Origin of the sequence: Pseudomonas sp. NKUCC02_KPG, assembly GCF_019345465.1 — a bacterium.
Lineage (GTDB): Bacteria > Pseudomonadota > Gammaproteobacteria > Pseudomonadales > Pseudomonadaceae > Aquipseudomonas.
Map to the genome: position 1 here is coordinate 148,633 of NZ_JAHKRC010000012.1, position 19,075 is coordinate 167,707.

The 19,075-nt window shown below is 58.5% G+C and carries 21 protein-coding genes; all 21 read right to left on the bottom strand.

Annotated elements, in window-relative coordinates:
• Position 1 precedes the first annotated feature (1 nt).
• Entirely contained in the window at positions 2-991 is a 990-nt protein-coding gene (locus KO536_RS17140; RefSeq protein WP_219262519.1) for a 2-dehydro-3-deoxygalactonokinase, read from the bottom strand.
• 264 nt (positions 992-1,255) lie between these two features.
• Positions 1,256-2,224: an L-arabinose ABC transporter permease AraH gene (gene araH, locus KO536_RS17145; protein WP_133075637.1), complete on the bottom strand. Its 969-nt coding sequence runs from the start codon at positions 2,222-2,224 to the stop codon at positions 1,256-1,258.
• Positions 2,225-2,249: 25 nt separating this feature from the next.
• Positions 2,250-3,770 carry an L-arabinose ABC transporter ATP-binding protein AraG gene (gene araG, locus KO536_RS17150; protein ID WP_219262520.1) on the bottom strand — a complete coding sequence of 507 codons (1,521 nt, stop codon included), beginning with the start codon at positions 3,768-3,770 and terminating at the stop codon, positions 2,250-2,252.
• A complete protein-coding gene (locus KO536_RS17155) occupies positions 3,761-4,765 on the bottom strand; it encodes a substrate-binding domain-containing protein (RefSeq protein WP_133075639.1) in 1,005 nt (334 codons plus the stop codon). Before KO536_RS17155 ends, araG begins: the two co-directional genes overlap by 10 nt.
• 60 nt (positions 4,766-4,825) lie before the next feature.
• A complete protein-coding gene (locus tag KO536_RS17160) occupies positions 4,826-5,644 on the bottom strand; it encodes an SDR family oxidoreductase (protein ID WP_219262521.1) in 819 nt (272 codons plus the stop codon).
• 254 nt (positions 5,645-5,898) lie between these two features.
• Positions 5,899-6,459 carry a DUF1285 domain-containing protein gene (locus KO536_RS17165; protein WP_133075641.1) on the bottom strand — a complete coding sequence of 187 codons (561 nt, stop codon included), beginning with the start codon at positions 6,457-6,459 and terminating at the stop codon, positions 5,899-5,901.
• Between the two features lie 15 nt (positions 6,460-6,474).
• Positions 6,475-7,080 (bottom strand): DUF4823 domain-containing protein, encoded by a 606-nt coding sequence (locus KO536_RS17170; RefSeq protein ID WP_219262522.1) that lies wholly within the window; start codon positions 7,078-7,080, stop codon positions 6,475-6,477.
• Between the two features lie 101 nt (positions 7,081-7,181).
• Positions 7,182-8,150, bottom strand: a complete 969-nt coding sequence (locus KO536_RS17175; protein ID WP_133075643.1) for a GTP 3',8-cyclase MoaA — start codon at positions 8,148-8,150, stop codon at positions 7,182-7,184.
• A gap of 125 nt (positions 8,151-8,275) precedes the next feature.
• Positions 8,276-8,917, bottom strand: coding sequence for a TetR/AcrR family transcriptional regulator (locus KO536_RS17180; protein WP_019827947.1), 642 nt, complete (start codon positions 8,915-8,917; stop codon positions 8,276-8,278).
• A gap of 430 nt (positions 8,918-9,347) precedes the next feature.
• Entirely contained in the window at positions 9,348-10,139 is a 792-nt protein-coding gene (locus tag KO536_RS17185; protein WP_133075644.1) for a TatD family hydrolase, read from the bottom strand.
• Positions 10,140-10,171: 32 nt separating this feature from the next.
• On the bottom strand, positions 10,172-11,158 hold the full coding sequence (locus KO536_RS17190; RefSeq protein WP_219262523.1) for a DNA polymerase III subunit delta': 987 nt from the start codon (positions 11,156-11,158) through the stop codon (positions 10,172-10,174).
• Complete coding sequence (gene tmk, locus KO536_RS17195; protein WP_219262524.1) at positions 11,151-11,783, bottom strand: dTMP kinase; 633 nt, start codon at positions 11,781-11,783, stop codon at positions 11,151-11,153. The genes KO536_RS17190 and tmk overlap by 8 nt, the downstream gene beginning before the upstream one ends.
• Before the next feature lie 12 nt (positions 11,784-11,795).
• On the bottom strand, positions 11,796-12,890 hold the full coding sequence (gene mltG / locus KO536_RS17200) for an endolytic transglycosylase MltG (RefSeq protein WP_133075674.1): 1,095 nt from the start codon (positions 12,888-12,890) through the stop codon (positions 11,796-11,798).
• 3 nt (positions 12,891-12,893) lie between these two features.
• Positions 12,894-13,712 carry an aminodeoxychorismate lyase gene (gene pabC, locus KO536_RS17205; RefSeq protein WP_133075675.1) on the bottom strand — a complete coding sequence of 273 codons (819 nt, stop codon included), beginning with the start codon at positions 13,710-13,712 and terminating at the stop codon, positions 12,894-12,896.
• Complete coding sequence (fabF, locus tag KO536_RS17210) at positions 13,712-14,956, bottom strand: beta-ketoacyl-ACP synthase II (RefSeq protein ID WP_133075676.1); 1,245 nt, start codon at positions 14,954-14,956, stop codon at positions 13,712-13,714. The genes pabC and fabF overlap by 1 nt, the downstream gene beginning before the upstream one ends.
• Before the next feature lie 111 nt (positions 14,957-15,067).
• Positions 15,068-15,304, bottom strand: coding sequence for an acyl carrier protein (gene acpP, locus KO536_RS17215; RefSeq protein ID WP_016779952.1), 237 nt, complete (start codon positions 15,302-15,304; stop codon positions 15,068-15,070).
• 191 nt (positions 15,305-15,495) lie between these two features.
• Positions 15,496-16,239, bottom strand: a complete 744-nt coding sequence (gene fabG / locus KO536_RS17220; protein ID WP_133075677.1) for a 3-oxoacyl-ACP reductase FabG — start codon at positions 16,237-16,239, stop codon at positions 15,496-15,498.
• A gap of 16 nt (positions 16,240-16,255) precedes the next feature.
• Positions 16,256-17,194: an ACP S-malonyltransferase gene (fabD, locus tag KO536_RS17225; RefSeq protein ID WP_133075678.1), complete on the bottom strand. Its 939-nt coding sequence runs from the start codon at positions 17,192-17,194 to the stop codon at positions 16,256-16,258.
• 126 nt (positions 17,195-17,320) lie between these two features.
• Positions 17,321-18,331: a phosphate acyltransferase PlsX gene (gene plsX / locus KO536_RS17230; RefSeq protein WP_133075679.1), complete on the bottom strand. Its 1,011-nt coding sequence runs from the start codon at positions 18,329-18,331 to the stop codon at positions 17,321-17,323.
• A gap of 4 nt (positions 18,332-18,335) precedes the next feature.
• Complete coding sequence (rpmF, locus tag KO536_RS17235) at positions 18,336-18,518, bottom strand: 50S ribosomal protein L32 (protein ID WP_003442519.1); 183 nt, start codon at positions 18,516-18,518, stop codon at positions 18,336-18,338.
• A 13-nt stretch (positions 18,519-18,531) separates the two neighbouring features.
• Entirely contained in the window at positions 18,532-19,059 is a 528-nt protein-coding gene (locus tag KO536_RS17240; protein WP_019827935.1) for a YceD family protein, read from the bottom strand.
• Positions 19,060-19,075: the final 16 nt, after the last annotated feature.

Sequence of the window (19,075 nt, forward strand, 5' to 3'; positions counted from 1 at the left end):
CTCAGGCCTCCAGATCAGTGTGTTGGAGCAACCCGGCCGCCTGGGCCAGGTGCCATAAACCTTGCTCGGTAGCCTGTTCTGCCAGGCTCACATCGGCGAATCCGCAGGCACCCAGTGCACGCCGGTAGCGCTCACAGAGTTGCGTATTGCCAATCAGAATGATCGCTGGCAGCGGTTTCCCGCCCCGGCGTCGGCGTAACACATTGCCCAGCGCGGCCAGCTCATGGCCAATCAGCAGACCGGACACATAGTCAGGCTGCTGCACGGGGCTTAGCTGCCCGGTAAGGCTCAGGGTACGTGCGCTGAACAGCGTCGACAGCGGGCCACGCTCGCCGTCCGGGGACAGCGCCACCTCTACGCCACGGGCAAATGCAGCGGCGTCAAACTGCGCAGCAGGCTGCTGGGTACGGCCCAGAATCGTGTGCTCGCAGACGGCGGCATACAACTCGCCAGTCATGAAGGTATCGAAATGCACCAGACGGCCGTCCTGCACCTGCACCCATTTGGAGTGGCTGCCTGGCAGGCCGATCAAGCATTCGTTGAGATGAGGATGGGTTTGCAGGACGCCCAGTACCTGGGTTTCTTCGCCGCGCATGACGTTGGGCAGGGTTGAACGCTGGATCACGCCCGGCACGATATGGACATCAACTCCCCGCACGCTGCGTACCGTCTGCAAGGCTGTGCTCAAGTCCGCGAGGCTGGCAGGTGTCTCGCGGTAAGCCGCCTCAATCCAGCCCTGGGCGCTACCGACCATGCCGCAGGCAATGACCGGGATGCCGGGGTTGGCTTGCAGCCAGTCGGCACATGCCTCATCGAACGCCAGCTCAAAGCCGTCGGTACACCAGTGACCTGCAATTAACCGGGCGGTATCCGGCAACTGCATGATCCCGCAAGCCAGCGAGCGCATTTTCAGCACCTGCCCGGCGGGGCCGAGTAAATAAGCACGAAGGGAGGTCGTACCCCAATCGAGCGCGATCAATTGCGCCTGCATCGCTTCACCTGTTTTGTTTTTAGCAGTGAATGCTGTGAGTCCGTGCAGGAGACTATAAACCGCCAGCGCTACAAATCTCAATATATAAATATGCATCTCATATATAGGGATTTAATACGCTTTAAACTCTGTAACTGCTGCCGCAGGCTGCGATAGGGCTGGTGCGCCACTGCGACGTAGCGACCTTAATCTTTTGATCAGGAATGAAGGCCCTTCGGCCCTTATCGCAGCCTGCGGCAGCGACTACAGAAACAGGGCCAGGACTCAGCGTTGCTTCAGGCGATCGATCACCACAGCCAGTAGCAGGATCGAGCCGCGAATCACGTACTGGTAAAACGTGTCGATGTTCTTCAGGTTCATCGCATTTTCGATAATGGCCAGAATCAGTACGCCAGCTATCACGTGGCGAATCATCCCCACCCCACCGCTCAGCGATACACCGCCCAGCACGCAGGCCGAGATCACGGTCAACTCGAAGCCCTGGCCGATCATCGGCTGGCCAGAGGTCATGCGAGAGGCAAGGATGACACCGGCCAGCGCACCTACCAGCCCGTGTACGGCAAAGATGATGATTTTGTTGCGATCAACATTGACCCCCGCCAGCAGGGCCGCTTCCGGGTTGCCGCCAATGGCCATGGTGTTGCGCCCATAGGTGGTGTAGTTGAGCAGCCAGCCGAAAAACACAAAGCACACAAGGGTGATCAGGATCGGCACCGGTACACCGAACCACTGGCCGTTGCCAAAGACAAAGAACGATTCCTGGGACACCCCCACCGCCTTGCCGTTGGCAAAGATGTAGGCCAGACCACGCACAATCTGCATGGTCGCCAACGTGGTGATCAACGCGTTGACCCGCAGCTTGGCGATGACTATTCCGTTGATCAGGCCAACGATCAGGCCCATGCCCAACGCAGCGCTGACACCCAGGAAGACGCTGTCTGTGTCACGCATGACCACCGCCGCCACGACGCCGGAGCAGGCGATTACCGAACCCACGGACAAGTCGAAATGACCCGACGCCAGGCAATAAAGCATGGTACAGGCGGCAATCCCGGTGGTGGAAATCGCCAGCCCCAGGCCCCGCATGTTCAGCGGCGACAAAAAGTTGTCGATCAGCAAGGTACAGAGCAGGAAGATTGCCAGCGCCGCCAGCAACATCACCCAGTCGTCGAGGAAGCGACGCACGTCCAGGGGCTTACGCGCAGGCGGCAGTGATGTGTTTTGAATTGTCATGTAAACCTCTCAAGGGATCACGCCTTCAACCGCGCTGGCGGGGCAAGGCCATCAGCAACAGGTTGGATTCATTGGCCCGATCGCGAGGCAGTTCGCCGCACACCGCGCCTTCACACAGCACCAGAATGCGATCGCTGATGCCCAGCACCTCCATCAGGTCGCTGGACACCACAATGACCGCAATACCACTGGCCGCCAGGGTGTGGATGATCTGGTAGATCTCGGCCTTGGCGCCGATATCGATGCCTCGCGTCGGCTCGTCGAGCAGCAGCACCTTCATGGGCATCGACAACCAGCGCCCGAGAATGGCCTTTTGCTGATTGCCACCGGACAGGTACATGATTTTCTGCGCCGCGCTCGGGGTCTTCACTTTCAGCGCCTTGATCTGCTTGTCGGCATTGGCGCGCTCCCACTTGCCACGCAGCAGCAAACCCAGGATCGAATGAGCGCCACGGGCACTGATATTGATGTTCTCGGCGACGCTGGCGAGGGGGATGATGCCTTCCTTCTTGCGGTCCTCCGGGCACAGCAAGACCCCGGCACCGATCGCATCACGGGGCGAGCGCAGCGTCAGTTCGGCCCCCTGCAATTCAAGGCGACCGGCGCTGTTGCGGGCCAGCCCGCCGAGCAGGCGCAACAGTTCGGTACGCCCCGCCCCCACCAGCCCGAACAGGCCCAGTATTTCGCCCTGGCGCACTTCGAAACTCACCGGTTCACGCAGGCCCGGACCGAGCAACCCCTGGACTTTGAGCGCGACCGCGCCGTGCTCGCGAGGTCGATAGTCATAAATATCCTGAATATCGCGACCGACCATGCACGTCACCAACTGATCGTGGGTCAGGTCACTCATCTGCTCGAAGGTGCGCACGTAGCGGCCGTCCTTGAACACCGTGACCGCATTGCAGATACGGAACACTTCCTCCATCCGGTGCGAGACGTAGAGCACCACTTTTCCTTCGTCACGCAGGCGGGCAATGATTGCCATCAACCGATCGATTTCGCGGGCCGAAAGGCTGCTGGTGGGTTCATCGAAGGCAATCACGTGGGCGCCACGGGACAGCGCCTTGGCGATTTCCACCAATTGGCGCTGCCCCAGTGACAGACGTGCAATTTTCTCCTGCGGATCGATTTCATCCGCCAGGCCCTTGAGCAAGTCCAGGGACTGCTGACGCAGCAAGCGGCGGTTAATCAAGCCAAAACGCGCAGGCAAATGCCCCAGAAACAGGTTCTCGGCCACGGTCATTTCAGGTACCAGATGCAACTCCTGATGGATGACCGCGACCCCGCTGGCAATGCTTTCAGCAGTGGACTTGAAGGTCAGCGCCTGCTCACCGATTTGCAAATGTCCGCTGCTGGGCTGATAGGCGCCACCGAGAATCTTCAATAGGGTTGATTTACCGGCGCCGTTCTCACCCATCAATGCATGAACCTGCCCCGGGTGAGCGACGAAACTGATATTGGCCAGCGCCTGAACACCGGGAAACTGCTTGCCGATGCCGTTGAAGCGCAGGCTGGCGGCGCCACTCCCCGGCGCGTTCAATTCCACAGACCGATCTTGGTCAGTTCTTCCTTGAAGTTGTCACGGGTAATCAGCGTTACCTCATCCATCGCGGTGTACAGCGGCGGTTCTTTACCCTCGGTGATCCACTCAAACATCATGGTCGCCGTCTTGTAGCCTTCAATATGCGGGCTGGGGAGCATGGAGCCGAAAAAGCCACTGTTGGCCTTTTTCAGTTCACCAATGGCGTCGGTGCCATTGATGCCGATGCCGATCACATTGGCGGGCGCAAACCCGGCACTTTCCGTGGCACGCACTCCACCGAGTACAGTGCTGTCGTTCATCCCGCCAATGATCAGGTTCTTCGCGCCGCCGGGCAGTTTGACCAGCGCCGAGTTGGTGGCGTCCATGCTGCCGGGCACGTCGAGGGTTTTAAGCGCGGAGTACAAAATGTGATCGTCTGGCAAGCCCGCATCCTTCAAGGATTTGACTGAGCCATCCGTGCGCTTTTTAGCCGTATCCAGCTCGTTGAAGGTGTTGATCACCGCATAGGTGTCTTTCCAGTCCCAATTGCGATTTTTCGCTTCAGTGACCATCGCACTGCCCTGTTTCTGGCCCACCTCGAACGCCGCCATGCCCAGGTACGGCACCTCTTCCATAAACTTGCCGCTGGCGTCGACAAAGCGGTCATCCACGGCGATCACTTTCAAGCCGTTAAGCTTGGCCTTGGCCATGATGGCAGGGCCAAGGCCCACATCCGGCGGACAAATCACAAAACCCTGGGCGCCGTTGGCCGCCAGGCTATCGATGGCTGACAGGGTCTTCTCGCCGTCCGGCACGGCGATTTTGATCAGGGTAAAGCCTTTATCCTGGGCGGCTTTTTCAGCGAAGGCCCATTCGGTCTGGAACCAGGGTTCCTCCGCCTGCTTGACCAAAAAGCCGATCTTCACCGGGTCGCCCGCCTGCAGCCCACTGCTGAGGCTGAAGGCGGTAGCGGCCAGGGCCGCACAACACAGGGAACGGATACCGTGACGACGTTTCATGGCTGACTCCTTGTTTTTATTTTTAACGGTCTGCAGAACCTGTTGTGTCCGGGCAAGCGATCAATCGTGGTACATCACTGAGCGCCCGCCATCGAGGGTGATGCACGAGGCATTGATAAACGGTGCTTCATCGCTGGCCAGGAACACGGCAGTCATTGCCACCTCAAGCGGCTGGCCGATGCGCCGCGGCGGGTGCAGGTCGAGTGCACGCTGACGCTCGGCATGGGGGTCGGCGAAACCGTTCCAGTAATCGACGTTGAGCTGCGTCTCGATATACCCCGGCGCGATGGCGTTCACCCGGATGCCCTTGGGTGCGTATTCGATACCCAGGGCACGGGTCAGGCCCATCAGGCCGTGCTTGGCCACCGGGTACGGGAAACAACCTGGAATGATGTGGCTCGAATGGGTTGAGGCAATGTTGATGATGCTGCCGATGCCTTGCTCGATCATCTGCGGCAAAACCGCCTTGCAGCCGTACCAGGCGCCATCCAGATCGATGGCGAAACAACGGCGCCAGTCTTCTTCGGTCATTTCCAGAGGGTCGCGGAACACGTTGACCCCGGCGCAATTGATCAGCACATCGACCCGACCGTGCAGTTGCAACGCCAGTGCGGCCTGGGCATGCAGGTCAGCCTGGCAAGACACATCGGCTCTGATTGCCCGCACATCCGCGCCTTGATCACGCCAATGGGCGGCAACTTTCTCCACCTTTTCGGCCTGGATATCGCTGATGACCATTTTCGCCTGTTGCGCCACGAAGCTGGCCACGATGGCTTCCCCAATACCTTGGGCGGCGCCAGTCAACAGTACGACCTTGTTCTTCAGGCGCTCACCACGGGGTGGTTCGGCTACGGGTGGCAATGCAAGAGGTTCAGCCATTGATCAAGACTCCTGGACACGACAAAAACCGGGCATCTGTCGATGACCGGTTAAAAAGCATGGGGGATTGGGCGGGACGTGCAGACGCGCTAGTGCGCAGGAGCACCCTGGGATAGTTCGGCATCACTTCACCTGTTTTGTTTTTTTAAGTGTGAGTGCGTAGAGCTGAAGCCGACTATAAACCCAGGGCTAATTGAATCTCAATATATAATTTAACATCCCATATTGTGGGAGATTATTGTTCTAGGGATGGCCTAGGCAGGCCCGATCGGGAAAAACTCCCCGCCACTCCACACGCCCAGCCAGTTCCGCCCATCGATCTTGCGCTCCACCGCCAGCTCTACCAGCTGGTAGAACACATTGCGGTGGATCAGGGCTTCAAGATTGCGCCGCACATGCACATAAGGCGCGGGCTCCTGGGTCTGGGGGTCAATGACGAAACGCAGCGGATGCTCGGAGCCGGCATTGATCGACTCGTCGACATGGGTGGTAAAACGCAGGACTTGCTGCTCGCCCTGCCCCTCCACGTCCAAAGTCACCGCGACAAAAGGCGCGTCATCGACTTTGATGCCGACTTTTTCTACCGGGGTAATCAGAAAGTAATCATCGCCGTCGCGGCGAATGATCGTCGAGAAGAGCTTGACCATGGGCTTGCGGCCAATGGGCGTGCCCATGTAGTACCAGGTGCCATCGCGGGCAATACGCATGTCGATATCGCCGCAAAAGGCGGTATCCCACAAGTGAACGGGCGGCAGGCCTTTGTCGGCCCTGGGAATTTGCGCCAACAGGTTGCTGACGTCTACCGGCTCGCTCATGTTGCTCTCCTCGACTTATTGATCGCTCAAGCCTATCAAGCTGCGAGCGTACTTGGCGAGCGGCGGTCCGATCAGGTCTGCGGGCTTGTTGTCATGGAACGTCAGCAAACCGCCGCGGCTGCGAATGGTGGCGGTATCGATCAAATACTGGGTACTGGTCTCGATCAGCATCACCTGGATCACGCCACTGTCGATCCCCAGTCGGCTGATCTCTTCCTGGTCGAGCCATTCGTCGCTGTTGCCGATGCGGTCATCGGCCCGGGCAAAACGGGTGAACAGCAAGTAGTGAGCGCCAAAGCCCCTGGCTTCGGTCATTGCCTGATCGAGCCCGAGCGGCGCTTTGGCACGGCGCACCATGGGAAAGTATTCGACAAAACCGTTGAAAGCCTCTTCGGCCACCACATTGGGGCGCACGTACGGATCGCCGACAGGGGCAAATGGCCCTTGGGCGATGTAGATAAAGGAGTCTGGCTGAATGCGCAGCGAGTTGCTGCGCCGGGTGTTGCTGTGATCGAGCATGCCGGCGTCACTCAGCTGATAACGCGCGCCCTCACCCAGATCGCTGAGCTTCATGCAGCCGCCGAGCGCCAATAAAGCCAGCCAAACAATCAGACCACGCATCCCGTTCTCCCGATGCCGGTGACAAAAAACCGGCGAATAGTCCCGTAATGCAGATTGCGCGCCAGTTTTAGCAGGTCACTGTTTGGCTGTGAGAACGGGCTTTAGCCGCCGATGATCTTCATCACCGTGGCACCACCGGAGAAAGCCACGTCCTGTTTGTCACCCAGGGCTTTCATCAGCAGGCCTTGCAGCGCAGGCAGCGCCTGGTGGCGAGGCTTGTTGAGCAGATCACCCACATAATGGCGATTGCTCGACGACAGGCAACCATGTAGCCATCCCGTGGAAGACAGTCGCAGCCGTGAGCACGTACGGCAAAACGGCACGCTCTCGTTGGCGATCACCCCGAAATAACCATGATCCGGGATCTGGTAGCGCACCGCCGTGGCATCGATTGGCGCATCGGCCTGCAAGTATTCGTAGCGTTCGCCAATCAGCGACAACAGCTGTTGCAAGCTGACGAACTGCTGCAGGAAGGCATTGCTGTCACTGGCCAGGTGGCCCATGCGCATCAGCTCGATAAAACGCAGTTCATAACCGCGCTCAAGGCAGTACTCCAGCAGCGGCATCACCTGATCCAGGTTCTGTCCGCGCAAGGGCACCATATTGACCTTGATCTTGATCCCCGCTTCCCGGGCCCGCTGCATGCCATCGAGCACGGTCGGCAGATCACCGCCACGGGCAATGCTGCGAAACGCTTCTGGATCAAGGGTGTCGAGAGAGACATTGAGACGGCGGATGCCCGCATCCAGCAGCAACGGCAACTTGCGTGCAAGCAATTGGCCGTTAGTGGTCAGGCTGATGTCGCTCAAGCCCAACTGCCCGACTTCACGCATAAAGGTTTCAAGCTTGGGGCTGACCAGCGGTTCGCCGCCGGTAATGCGCAAGCGCTCGATGCCAGCAGCCTCAATCAGATAAGCCACCCCGCGCACCATCGCTTCGGCCGACAGCTCATCCTGCGCGGCAACCAACCGCTTGCCGTTAGGCACACAGTAGGTGCAGGCATAGTTGCAAGCGGAGGTCAGACTGATACGCAAGTTGCGAAAACGTCTGCCTTGGCGATCAACGATCATGGATGACTCCGGCGCGGGGGAAATGGGCCGCCGCAAAACCTGACTCATAAATCAGGTTTTGGCAAGACCCAAGCCTGATTATAAGCCTCAAGGCCATAAGCCATGAAGGCAAATACTGGCCGGGGTTACTCTACAGCCGGGGTATCGGTGTCACGCTTGCGCTTGTTGCCCATGCGTACGCCAATGTCCATCAGGAACTGAAAGAAGCCTTCCTGATCTTCCAGCACATTGCTCCAGAACGGCGAGTGATACAGCGCCACAGCGCCGTGCACCAGAGCCCACGCTGCGCAGTAATGGAAGTATGGCGGTACGTCTTCGAGCTTGCCTTCACTGATACGCCCCTTGATCAGCAGGGTCAGGCGCTCAAAGTTCGAGGCGCGGATCTTGTGCAGCTCTTCGACCAGTTCTGGCACCTGGTTGCCCTTCACCACCTTTTCTTCAAGGCGATCAAACAACCGGTAGCGCTGCGGATCACGCATGCGAAACTCAAAGTAGGCACGGGACAGCGCCTCTTTGTCTTTATCCACGTCGGCGGAATGCAGCAGCTCGTTCAAATCGCGCTCGTAGTCGAGCATCAGGCGCAGGTAGATCTCGGCCTTGGACTTGAAGTGCTTGTAGATCGTGCCTTTGCCGATACCCACGGCATCAGCAATCATCTCGACGGTGACACTGTCTTCACCCAGGTCGAGGAACAGCTTGAGCGCGGTATCGAGAATTTCTTGCTCGCGGCGACGAAACTCACGGACCTTACGGGGTTCTTTGTGCATAAGAAAAGGTCTGTTCGGGTCAAAATCGAAGCGGAGTATTATGCATTAGTCACACTAAATTGCACGGATCATCCTGCATATCGATGTGTTCAAACGATTTACCCGCGGCTCGCAGAGCACTCAAGCGAAGCTCGGGTATTCCAAATCTGTTTAAAAAACGATCAATCCTGGCTGGACGTTCGACAAAGCTGGCCAATACTTAACGTGTCGGCGTGACATCCCCCCCAAAGTGTCTCGCCGATTTAGGCAGCAACGGAATGTGTGCCTTTGTTTTACTCCTAATGGTCTTAACCCGAATTCCCCAGAGTTCGGGTTTTTTTTGCCTGCCCGTTTACTTTAAAAACTGTGGGAGCGGGCTTGCTCGCGATGCTGGCGCTGCGGCCTGAATGGATGCGCGCGGTGATGCTATCGCGAGCAGGCCGCTCCCACGTCAGATTGACTGTGCAACCCGAGCCAGCGGAAACAGGCGCTTGAAGTTTTCGGTGGTTTGCTCTGCAAAGCGCTCGTAAGACTCACCGCGCAACATGGCCAGAAAATCGGCGACTTCACGCACGTACTGCGGCAGGTTAGGTTTGCCGCGATAGGGAATCGGGGCGAGGTAAGGCGAATCGGTCTCGACCAGCAGGCGATCTGCAGGCACCTGACGGGCCACATCGCGCAGGGCATCGGCATTGCGAAAGGTCACAATCCCCGACAGCGAGATGTAGTAACCCATGTCCAGCGCCGCCTTGGCCATGTCCCAGTCTTCAGTGAAGCAGTGCAACACGCCAGCCTGGGGCAATGCCGCCTCACGCAGCAAGTTCAGGGTATCGGCGCGGGCGCCACGGGTATGAATAACCACCGGTTTGCCGGTCTGTTGCGCCGCTTCCAGATGCACCCGGAACGACAATTGCTGCAACTCGGCGGCTTCAGGCTCGTAGTGGTAGTCCAGACCGGTTTCACCGATCGCCACCACCCTGGGGTGATTCAGCTCGCTCAACAACCAGTCCAACGCTGGCGCCGCTCCCGGCTGTACGTCCAGGGGGTGGACGCCCACCGAGCAATCCACATCGGCATACCGATCAGTCAGGGCTTTGACATCGGCCGCGTTGTCGGCGCTTACGCCGATACACAGAAAATGCCCGACACCGCGTTGACGCGCGGCCTCCAGAGCCGCGTCCAGCGAGCCGTCATGGGCGCTCAGATCAAGACGATCGAGATGACAATGAGAGTCAACCAACATACAAAAATTACCTGCTTATCAATTCAATCAAATCAGCGCTGGCCGGGCAGGCTTGCCCACTGCACCAGTAACGCCTCGACCAACAGATCACGGTTAAGGTTGGCCTTGCTCAAGACCTTCTGGCGCTGGGCAAGAATCCAGTCCTGAATGTTCAGAACCTTGTCCTGCGGGGTTTTCTGCGCCAGGTATTGCAGCACTTTGCGCATGTCTTCCAACCCGAGCCCGGCTTCGTCCTGGGTCAGTTGATAGCGCAGGATCAGGTTCGACCAGTCGCAAAACCAGTCAAACAGCAACAGCAGCGGGATGGCTTTCCAGCTTTCCGCCAGTTGACTGGCCGACAGCTCGCGCTTGAGCACCTTCTTGACGCCCTCCACCACCGCTGCCCGTTGTTCGCGAACACCCTGGGCCTGCAACTTGACGGCTCCCAGAGGCGATCCGGCGGCAAGGGTCAATAACTCGACCCGTTCAGCTTCGCCAGTATCAGGCAGGGCCTTGGCCAGCCATTCAAGGCTCAATGCCTGGCTCGGCAACGGACAAGCCTGCTGCACGCAGCGACTGCGGATGGTCGGCAACAGTCGACTGGACTGATGGCTGACCAGCAGCAGGATGGTGTTGCCGGAGGGTTCTTCAAGGCTTTTGAGCAAGGCGTTGGCGGCGTTGATATTCATCGACTCTACCGGCTCGACCAGTACCACCTTGCGCCCGCCCAACTGGGCGGTCTGCACCACAAAACTGACCAGATCGCGCACCTGGTCGACCTTGATTGCCTTGTCAGCTTCTTCAGGCTCAAGAATGTAATGATCGGGGTGACTTCCCGCCGCCAGCAACGAGCAGGATTTGCATGTACCGCAGGCTTCAAGCCCGACCGGCTGCTTGCACAGCAGACTGGCCATCAGTCGTTCGGCCAGAGCCCGCTTGCCGATGCCCGCCGGCCCGTGCAGCAAATAGGCGTGGGCATGCTGCGCTCGCCCTGCCATTTGCTGCCACAGGCTGTCTTGCCACGGATAGGCCTCAGCCACGGTGCAAGCCCAGCAATTCTGGCAACAAGGCGTCCAGTTGCCCTTGAACCTGTTCGAGCGTCTGCGCGGCATCGATCAGGCGATAACGCGCAGGCTCTGCCTTGGCGCGTTCAAGGTAGGTGCTGCGCACCGCATCGAAGAACGTGCGACCTTCCTGCTCGAAGCGGTCAAGTCGACCCCGGGCACTGGCCCGGGCCATGCCGACTTCAATCGGCAGATCAAACACCAGGGTCAGATCAGGACGCAATGGACCCTGGACAAAGGTCTCTAGAGTCGCGATGCGTTCAAAGGACAACCCCCGACCGCCGCCCTGATACGCATAAGTGGCATCGGTAAAGCGATCACACAGCACCACCGCACCCCGGACCAACGCCGGGCGAATGACTTCGGCCAGATGCTGGGCGCGGGCTGCAAAGACCAGCAACAGCTCGGTGTCGGCACACATCGCGTCATCGCTGGGCGTGAGCAGCAGCTCGCGGATACGCTCGGCCAGCGGCGTGCCGCCGGGTTCGCGTGTCAGTACCACGTCGATACCTTCGGCGCGCAAGCGCTCTGCCAGGTACTCACGGTTGGTGCTTTTTCCTGCGCCTTCGGGGCCTTCCAGGGTAATAAACAAGCCAGTCACAGGCAGCAATCCTTAATCAGTGTCTTTCGGGCCTTGCGGCTCGGCCGGGGGACTCTCCGGCTCGGCAGCAGGGGTCGGCGCGGGGCTCGAACGGTAATCGGCCCTGCGCTTGATCTGGAATTCGCGCACCGCATTGTTGTGCGCATCCAGGTCATCGGAAAACGTGTGGCTACCATCGCCCTTGGCCACAAAGTACAGGCTGGAGCCACTGACCGGGTGCAAAGCGGCATTAATCGCTTCACGCCCCACCATGGCAATGGGCGTAGGCGGCAAGCCAGGAATCGTATAGGTGTTGTACGGCGTGGGTTCGCGCAAGTGGGCCCGTGTCAGCTTGCCGTTGTAACGCTCGCCCAGGCCATAGATCACCGTAGGATCGGTTTGCAGCGGCATGCCGATTTTCATCCGGCGCACAAAAACCCCGGCAATTTGCCCGCGCTCCTGTGGCACACCGGTTTCCTTCTCCACCAGTGACGCCATGATCAGCGCCTGATAAGGGTTGGCATAAGGCACGCTCGGATCACGCTGTTCCCACTCCTGGGCAAGCACTTTCTCAAGACGGTCGTAGGCTTTTTCCAGCAACTGGGCATCGGTCATGCCGCGCACAAAGCGATAGGTGTCTGGAAAGAATCGACCTTCCGGAAATTCCCCGGCATGACCCAGCTTGGCCATGAGTTCGCTATCGCTCAGGCCATCGAGGGTCTGTTCGATTTTTTCATGCTTGGCCAAAGCGCTGCGCACCTGGCGAAAATTCCAGCCTTCAACCAGAGTCAGGCTGTATTGCACCACTTCGCCACGCTGCCACAGACCAATAAGGTCCTGGGCGGTCATGCCCGGGGTCATGCGGTATTCACCGCTGTGCAACGGCTGGCCTTCAAGGTTGAAGCGCCAGTACACGCGCAACCAGAACGCGTCACGCAGCGTGTCGTCAGCTTCCAGACGATTGAACGTACCGGTCGGCGTGGCGCCAGCCGGTACATCGAGCAATTGTTCCTGCGTCAGATTGAGCGGTTGGTCGAGCGCAGAATTGAGCTTCCAGGCGCTAGCGCCCAGCAGCAAGCCCGCCAGCACCAGACCTGTCTCCAGCAGCACCAAGAATTTACGTTTCACGAATCAAACATCCAGTAGGGTGCGAGCAATGCCTTGCAGTTTACGGGTGAGTGGCCCCACCGGCCAGCTCAGGTCTGCAAATGCGCGCACGGGCCAAACGCCATACACGCTGTTACAGAGGAAGAGTTCATCGGCCTGTTGCAGCTGCGCAAGGCTGATGTCAGTAACCAGACAAGGAATGGCCAGGCGTTCGGCCTCGACCAGCAGTGCAGCCCGCATCACGCCGGCCACGCCACACCGGTGCAGGTCGGCGGTCATCAGAACCCCGTCACGCACCATGAACAGATTGCTGAACACACCTTCAATCACCCGTCCCGACGTGTCGCGCATCAAGCCCTCGGCGTAGGCCGGGTCTTGCCATTCGGATCGCGCAATGACCTGTTCGAGTCGATTGAGATGCTTGAGCCCCGCCAACAACGGCTGTTCAGCCAGACGGGTGGCGCAATCAAACAGCGCTATCCCTTGCAGCGCGTACGCTTGGGGATAAGCCGCAGCCGGACTGGCCTGAAGAATTCGTCGAGGCAAAGCCCCGGTGGACGCGCCATAACCACGCTGACTATCGCCACGGGTCAGGATGAGCTTGAGGACGCCCTCGCCCATCGCTTGCGCATATGCCAGCAATTCGCTGCGGATCAATGCCTGATCCGCAACAATCGCCAGCCGGGAACAACCGAGCGCCAGACGCTGCATATGCAGTTCCAGCAGCAGCGGTGTGCCAGCCTTGACGGCAATGGTCTCAAACAGACCATCACCATAGGCCAGCCCACGGTCTTTGAGCGACGCAAGAGCGTTCGCCGGCTGACCGTCGACCCAGCTTTGCATCAGTCGGCGTACCGACGGAACACCAACGAACCGTTTGTGCCGCCAAAACCGAATGAGTTGGACAGCACCACGTCGATCGGCATTTCACGCGCGGTGTGCGGCACGAAGTCCAGATCGCAGCCTTCATCAGGCTCGTCGAGGTTGATGGTCGGCGGGGCAATCTGGCTGTTGATGGCCAGTACGCTGAAAATCGCCTCGACCGCGCCCGCTGCACCCAACAGGTGACCGGTCATGGACTTGGTCGAACTCACCGCCAGTTTGTAGGCGTGATCACCAAACACCGACTTGATCGCCGACACTTCTGCCAGATCGCCAGCAGGGGTCGAGGTGCCGTGGGCGTTGATGTACTGCACTTGATCAGCGTTCAGCTGGGCGTCACGCAGGGCATTGGTAATGCAGCGGGCCGCACCTGCACCATCGGCCGGAGGCGAGGTCATGTGGAAAGCGTCACCGCTCATCCCAAAACCGATCAGCTCGGCGTAGATGGTCGCACCACGCGCCTTGGCATGTTCAAGCTCTTCGAGCACCAGCGCACCGGCACCGTCAGACAATACAAATCCATCACGGCCTTTGTCCCACGGACGGCTGGCACGGGTTGGATCGTCGTTGCGGGTCGACAACGCACGGGAGGCACCAAAGCCGCCCATGCCCAGGCCGCAGGCGGCCATTTCGGCGCCGCCGGCAATCATCACGTCGGCTTCGCCGTAAGCAATGTTGCGAGCTGCCATGCCAATGCAATGCGTACCAGTGGTACAGGCAGTCGCGATGGCATAGTTAGGCCCCTGTGTACCCAGATGGATAGACAGAAAACCGGAAATCATGTTGATGATCGAACCGGGCACGAAAAACGGAGAAATCCGTCGCGGGCCTTGCTCGTGCAAGGTACGGCTGGTTTCTTCGATATTGGTCAGACCGCCAATACCCGAACCCATTGCCACACCGATGCGCTCACGATTGGCGTCGGTAACTTCAAGGCCGGAATTACGCACAGCCTGAAACCCAGCTGCCAAACCGTATTGAATAAACAGGTCAAGTTTTCGGGCTTCTTTGACGGAGAGGTAATCCTCAACGTTAAAGCCCTGTACCGAGCCGCCAAAACGGGTGGAATAGGCAGAAAGATCCGTGTGTTCGATCAGACCAATGCCACTTCGGCCTGCCAGAATGCCTTGCCAGGTGCTCGGAACATCCGCACCCAGTGGCGACAACATCCCCATACCGGTGACTACGACGCGTCTACGCGACACAGCACTCTCCTTTATTCTATTGACGACACTTTGCATCACGCCTAAAGAAAAAACCGCACGCCAGAGCGGCAGTGCGGTTTTTCCATGACAGCGAGCAACGATTACAAACTATTACGCCTGGTGGCTAGTAACGTAATCGATAGCGGCTTGTACAGTAGTGATCTTTTCAGCTTCTTCGTCAGGAATCTCAGTCTCGAATTCCTCTTCCAGAGCCATCACAAGCTCAACGGTGTCAAGGGAGTCGGCACCCAGGTCTTCAACGAAGGAAGCGGCATTGGTCACTTCTTCTTCTTTAACGCCCAGTTGCTCGGCAACGATTTTCTTGACGCGCTCTTCGATGGTGCTCATACCTTGTTTTCACTCCTAATGGACAAATTCAGGCAGCTGGCCAGTGGGCAAGTGTATCGAAAGCCTTTTCAGTTTTTCAACTGAAAGCTTTGCACTCACACCGCAACAACCGGCTGCCTATAAATAGATTGCAGCTTTATAACGGATTTTAGACAGCTCGTATGACATTTTTTTGAAGCAATCCGTCACATTTAACTCATGTACATCCCGCCGTTGACCGGGATTGTAGCCCCTGTCACGTAGGCTGCACCGTCAGATGCCAGGAAAGCGACCACGTTTGCGATCTCTTGAGCCTGGCCCAAACGGCCCAGCGGAATCTGCGTCTGCAAGGCTTCGCGCTGTGCCTCTGGCAATTCACGGGTCATATCGGTATCGATAAAGCCCGGAGCCACCGAGTTGACAGTGATCGAGCGCGAGCCCACTTCACGTGCCAGCGCACGACCGAAACCTTCAAGGCCTGCCTTGGCGGCGGCGTAGTTTACTTGGCCTGCGTTGCCCATGGCACCCACAACAGAGCCAATATTGATAATTCGTCCCCAGCGGGCCTTGGTCATGCCACGCAAAACCCCCTTGGACAGGCGATACAGACTGTTCAGGTTGGTATCGATAACGTCATGCCATTCGTCATCTTTCATGCGCATCATCAGGTTATCGCGGGTGATACCGGCATTATTGACCAGAATCGCCGGAGCACCGAACTGCTCCTGGATGCTCGCCAGCACCGCAGCAACCGATTCGCTGCTGGTGACATTGAGTTCCATGCCAGTGCCCTGAACACCGTTTTCTTTCAGGGTGGCAGCAATACGCTCGGCACCGGCTTGCGAAGTCGCAGTGCCGATGACCACGGCGCCCTGACGACCCAACTCCAATGCAATAGCCTGGCCAATGCCACGGCTTGCGCCTGTTACCAGTGCAACTTTACCTTGCAAGCTCATGCAGGCTTCTCCTGATTCAGACCAGAGCCAATCGCGCAGCGGCGAAGGCATCCGGGGTATTCAAATTGTGGGTCGTCACGCCTTCAGCGCAACGCTTGCTGATGCCTACCAGGACCTTGCCCGGACCGCACTCAACCAGATCAACCGGGCCGCCAGCCGCAAGCACCTGTACCGACTCAACCCAGCGCACTGGCTTGTACAACTGTTCGAGCAAGTCGCGCTTGAGGGTTGGCAAATCGGCTGCAACAGCGGCACTGACGTTCTGCACCAAGGCAATGGTCGGCATTTTCCAGTCGATCGCCTCGATGGACTCGGCAAAACGCTCAGCGGCAGGACGCATCAGCTCGCAGTGCGAAGGCACGCTCACCGGCAACGGCAATGCACGCTTGGCGCCTTTGGCCTTGCACAGCTCCATGGCGCGCTCAACAGCAGCCTTGGCGCCAGCGATCACGACCTGGCCCGGCGAGTTGAAGTTCACTGCGCTGACCACTTCACCTTGCGCCGCTTCGGCACAGGCCGCCAGCACGTCAGCATCTTCCAGGCCCAGGATTGCTGCCATGGCACCCTGGCCGGCCGGTACGGCTTCTTGCATCAGTTGACCGCGACGCTCAACCAGTTTGACCGCCTCAGCCAATGTCAGGCATTCGGCAGCAACCAACGCGCTGTACTCGCCCAGGCTATGGCCTGCAACAAAGTCAGGGCGCTTGCCTCCTTCGGCCAGCCACAGGCGCCACAGGGCAATCGAGGCGGCCAGAATGGCAGGCTGGGTAATGTCGGTTTGATTCAGCTTCTCTGCAGGACCTTCCTGGATCAGCGCCCACAGGTCGTAACCCAGAGCAGCGGAAGCTTCTTTAAATGTTTCCAGGACCAGCGGATGCTCCGCGCCCAGCTCGGCCAACATGCCGAGGGACTGCGAACCCTGCCCTGGAAAGACAAATGCGAGGGATGTAGACATGTAACAAGCCCCTAATGATCTTGTCGTCGGAGAATTGACGTCCTACCGTAGTGGACGCAAGAAACTGACAGTTGGATGGCTGATTGGACCGAGCGGTCACATTTAAGCATCAGCCCGGCAAAACGCCTACGGCAACAACCCTTCAAGGCGCCCATACAAACGCTTTGGCAGGTCTTCATGGATTTCAATCAATGCGCGCTCTATCGCACTCTGAAAGCCCTGAGCACCTGCCGAACCGTGACTCTTGATCACAATCCCCTGAAGCCCGAGAAAGCTCGCACCGTTATGACGCGCGGGCGCCAGGTCGGCCTGAAGGCGCCGCATCAACGGCAACGCCAGCGCACCTACACAGCGACTGAACAGGTTACGCCTGAACACCGCCTCAAGCCTGCTCGAAATCATGGTCGCAAGACCTTCGCTGGACTTGAGCATGATATTGCCGACAAACCCGTCACACACCACCACGTCAGCCTCGCCACGGTACACACCATCACCCTCGACAAAGCCGATGTAGTGCAGCCCGGACGCCGCCTGCAACAACGCAGCCGCCTCTTTGACCTGCTGATTGCCCTTGACGTCTTCGGTGCCGATATTGAGCAAGGCAACCCGTGGACGAAGCACACCCAGCGCCTGCGCCGCCACCGACCCCATGACTGCAAACTGGAACAACTGCCCGGCCGTGCAATCGACATTCGCGCCCAAGTCCAGCAACTGACAGTAGCCCGTCTGGGTCGGCACCGCCGCCACCATCGCCGGACGATCGATCCCCGGCAAGGTCTTGAGCACATGACGGGACAACGCCATCAGTGCGCCGGTATTGCCGGAACTGACACAGGCTTGCACCTTGCCATCACGGAGCAACTCCAGCGCCACACGCATGGAAGAGTCAGGCTTGCTGCGCAAGGCATTGGAAGGCCGCTCATTCATGGCAATCACTTCAGAAGCAGGGGTAATCGTCAGGCGCGAGCGATCCACAGCCGAATGGCCAGCGATCAAGGTTTCAAGTATGGAGGGTTGACCGACGAGGGTCAGGTGTAACGAGGGAGTAGCAGACAGGCAGGCAATGCAGGCCTGAACAATGCTGCGGGGACCGAAGTCCCCGCCCATTGCGTCGATCGCGATGACCTGAGCGGACAAGTGATTACTCGTCAGCGCCCTTGTCGATCACTTTACGACCACGGTATACGCCTTCTGGCGATACGTGGTGACGCAGGTGAATTTCACCGGTGGTTTTTTCTACGGACAGAGTGCTAGCCGAAAGAGCATCGTGCGAACGACGCATGTCACGGGCAGAGCGGGATTTTTTGTTCTGCTGAACAGCCATAATTAATTAACTCCTAAACGTTTGGGTCACGCTTTAACTGCGCCAATACACTGAACGGGTTGGACCGCGTTACCTCGTCCTCGCCTGGCTCGGGCTCATCGAGACCCGCCGGCTGCTGGCATTCTTCCGGATGATGAGCAGGCACAATGGGCAAGGCAAGCAAAAGCTCTTCCTCGATCAGTGACTGCAGATCCAATGGATCTTCGCCCAGTTCCAGCACGTCATAACCTTTCGGTAACGACTGGGTATTTGCACCCTCCTTCACCACAGCATAACTGCACTCGCTGTGAATCGGCAGGGTGACCAGCTCAAGACAACGCTGGCAAACCATCTTGACCTCAACGTCGATGGAGCTGTGTATTACCACAGATCTTCGCTCGTCTCGCTCAAAAACAAATTTAGCCTGGACCGTACCGACATTGTCGGAAAGCGGGTCGCAGAGTCTCTCCAAATCAGCCAGCAGCACTTCACCTTGAAGGGTAGTGCCACGATCAGCTAATTTGCGCGGGTCAACGTGAGGTGGAATCGGGTCATTCAACATAGGCGCAGCATTCTAG

What these genes read in the sequence shown, in the direction of transcription:
- KO536_RS17140 (WP_219262519.1), bottom strand. Translation starts at nt 991, where the DNA reads ATGCAGGCGCAATTGATCGCGCTCGATTGGGGTACGACCTCCCTTCGT.
- araH (WP_133075637.1), bottom strand. Translation starts at nt 2,224, where the DNA reads ATGACAATTCAAAACACATCACTGCCGCCTGCGCGTAAGCCCCTGGAC.
- KO536_RS17155 (WP_133075639.1), bottom strand. Translation starts at nt 4,765, where the DNA reads ATGAAACGTCGTCACGGTATCCGTTCCCTGTGTTGTGCGGCCCTGGCC.
- KO536_RS17160 (WP_219262521.1), bottom strand. Translation starts at nt 5,644, where the DNA reads ATGGCTGAACCTCTTGCATTGCCACCCGTAGCCGAACCACCCCGTGGT.
- KO536_RS17165 (WP_133075641.1), bottom strand. Translation starts at nt 6,459, where the DNA reads ATGAGCGAGCCGGTAGACGTCAGCAACCTGTTGGCGCAAATTCCCAGG.
- KO536_RS17170 (WP_219262522.1), bottom strand. Translation starts at nt 7,080, where the DNA reads ATGCGTGGTCTGATTGTTTGGCTGGCTTTATTGGCGCTCGGCGGCTGC.
- KO536_RS17175 (WP_133075643.1), bottom strand. Translation starts at nt 8,150, where the DNA reads ATGATCGTTGATCGCCAAGGCAGACGTTTTCGCAACTTGCGTATCAGT.
- KO536_RS17180 (WP_019827947.1), bottom strand. Translation starts at nt 8,917, where the DNA reads ATGCACAAAGAACCCCGTAAGGTCCGTGAGTTTCGTCGCCGCGAGCAA.
- KO536_RS17185 (WP_133075644.1), bottom strand. Translation starts at nt 10,139, where the DNA reads ATGTTGGTTGACTCTCATTGTCATCTCGATCGTCTTGATCTGAGCGCC.
- pabC (WP_133075675.1), bottom strand. Translation starts at nt 13,712, where the DNA reads ATGCAAAGCTGGGTCGACGGTCAGCCGGCGAACGCTCTTGCGTCGCTC.
- acpP (WP_016779952.1), bottom strand. Translation starts at nt 15,304, where the DNA reads ATGAGCACCATCGAAGAGCGCGTCAAGAAAATCGTTGCCGAGCAACTG.
- fabG (WP_133075677.1), bottom strand. Translation starts at nt 16,239, where the DNA reads ATGAGCTTGCAAGGTAAAGTTGCACTGGTAACAGGCGCAAGCCGTGGC.
- fabD (WP_133075678.1), bottom strand. Translation starts at nt 17,194, where the DNA reads ATGTCTACATCCCTCGCATTTGTCTTTCCAGGGCAGGGTTCGCAGTCC.
- rpmF (WP_003442519.1), bottom strand. Translation starts at nt 18,518, where the DNA reads ATGGCTGTTCAGCAGAACAAAAAATCCCGCTCTGCCCGTGACATGCGT.
- KO536_RS17240 (WP_019827935.1), bottom strand. Translation starts at nt 19,059, where the DNA reads ATGTTGAATGACCCGATTCCACCTCACGTTGACCCGCGCAAATTAGCT.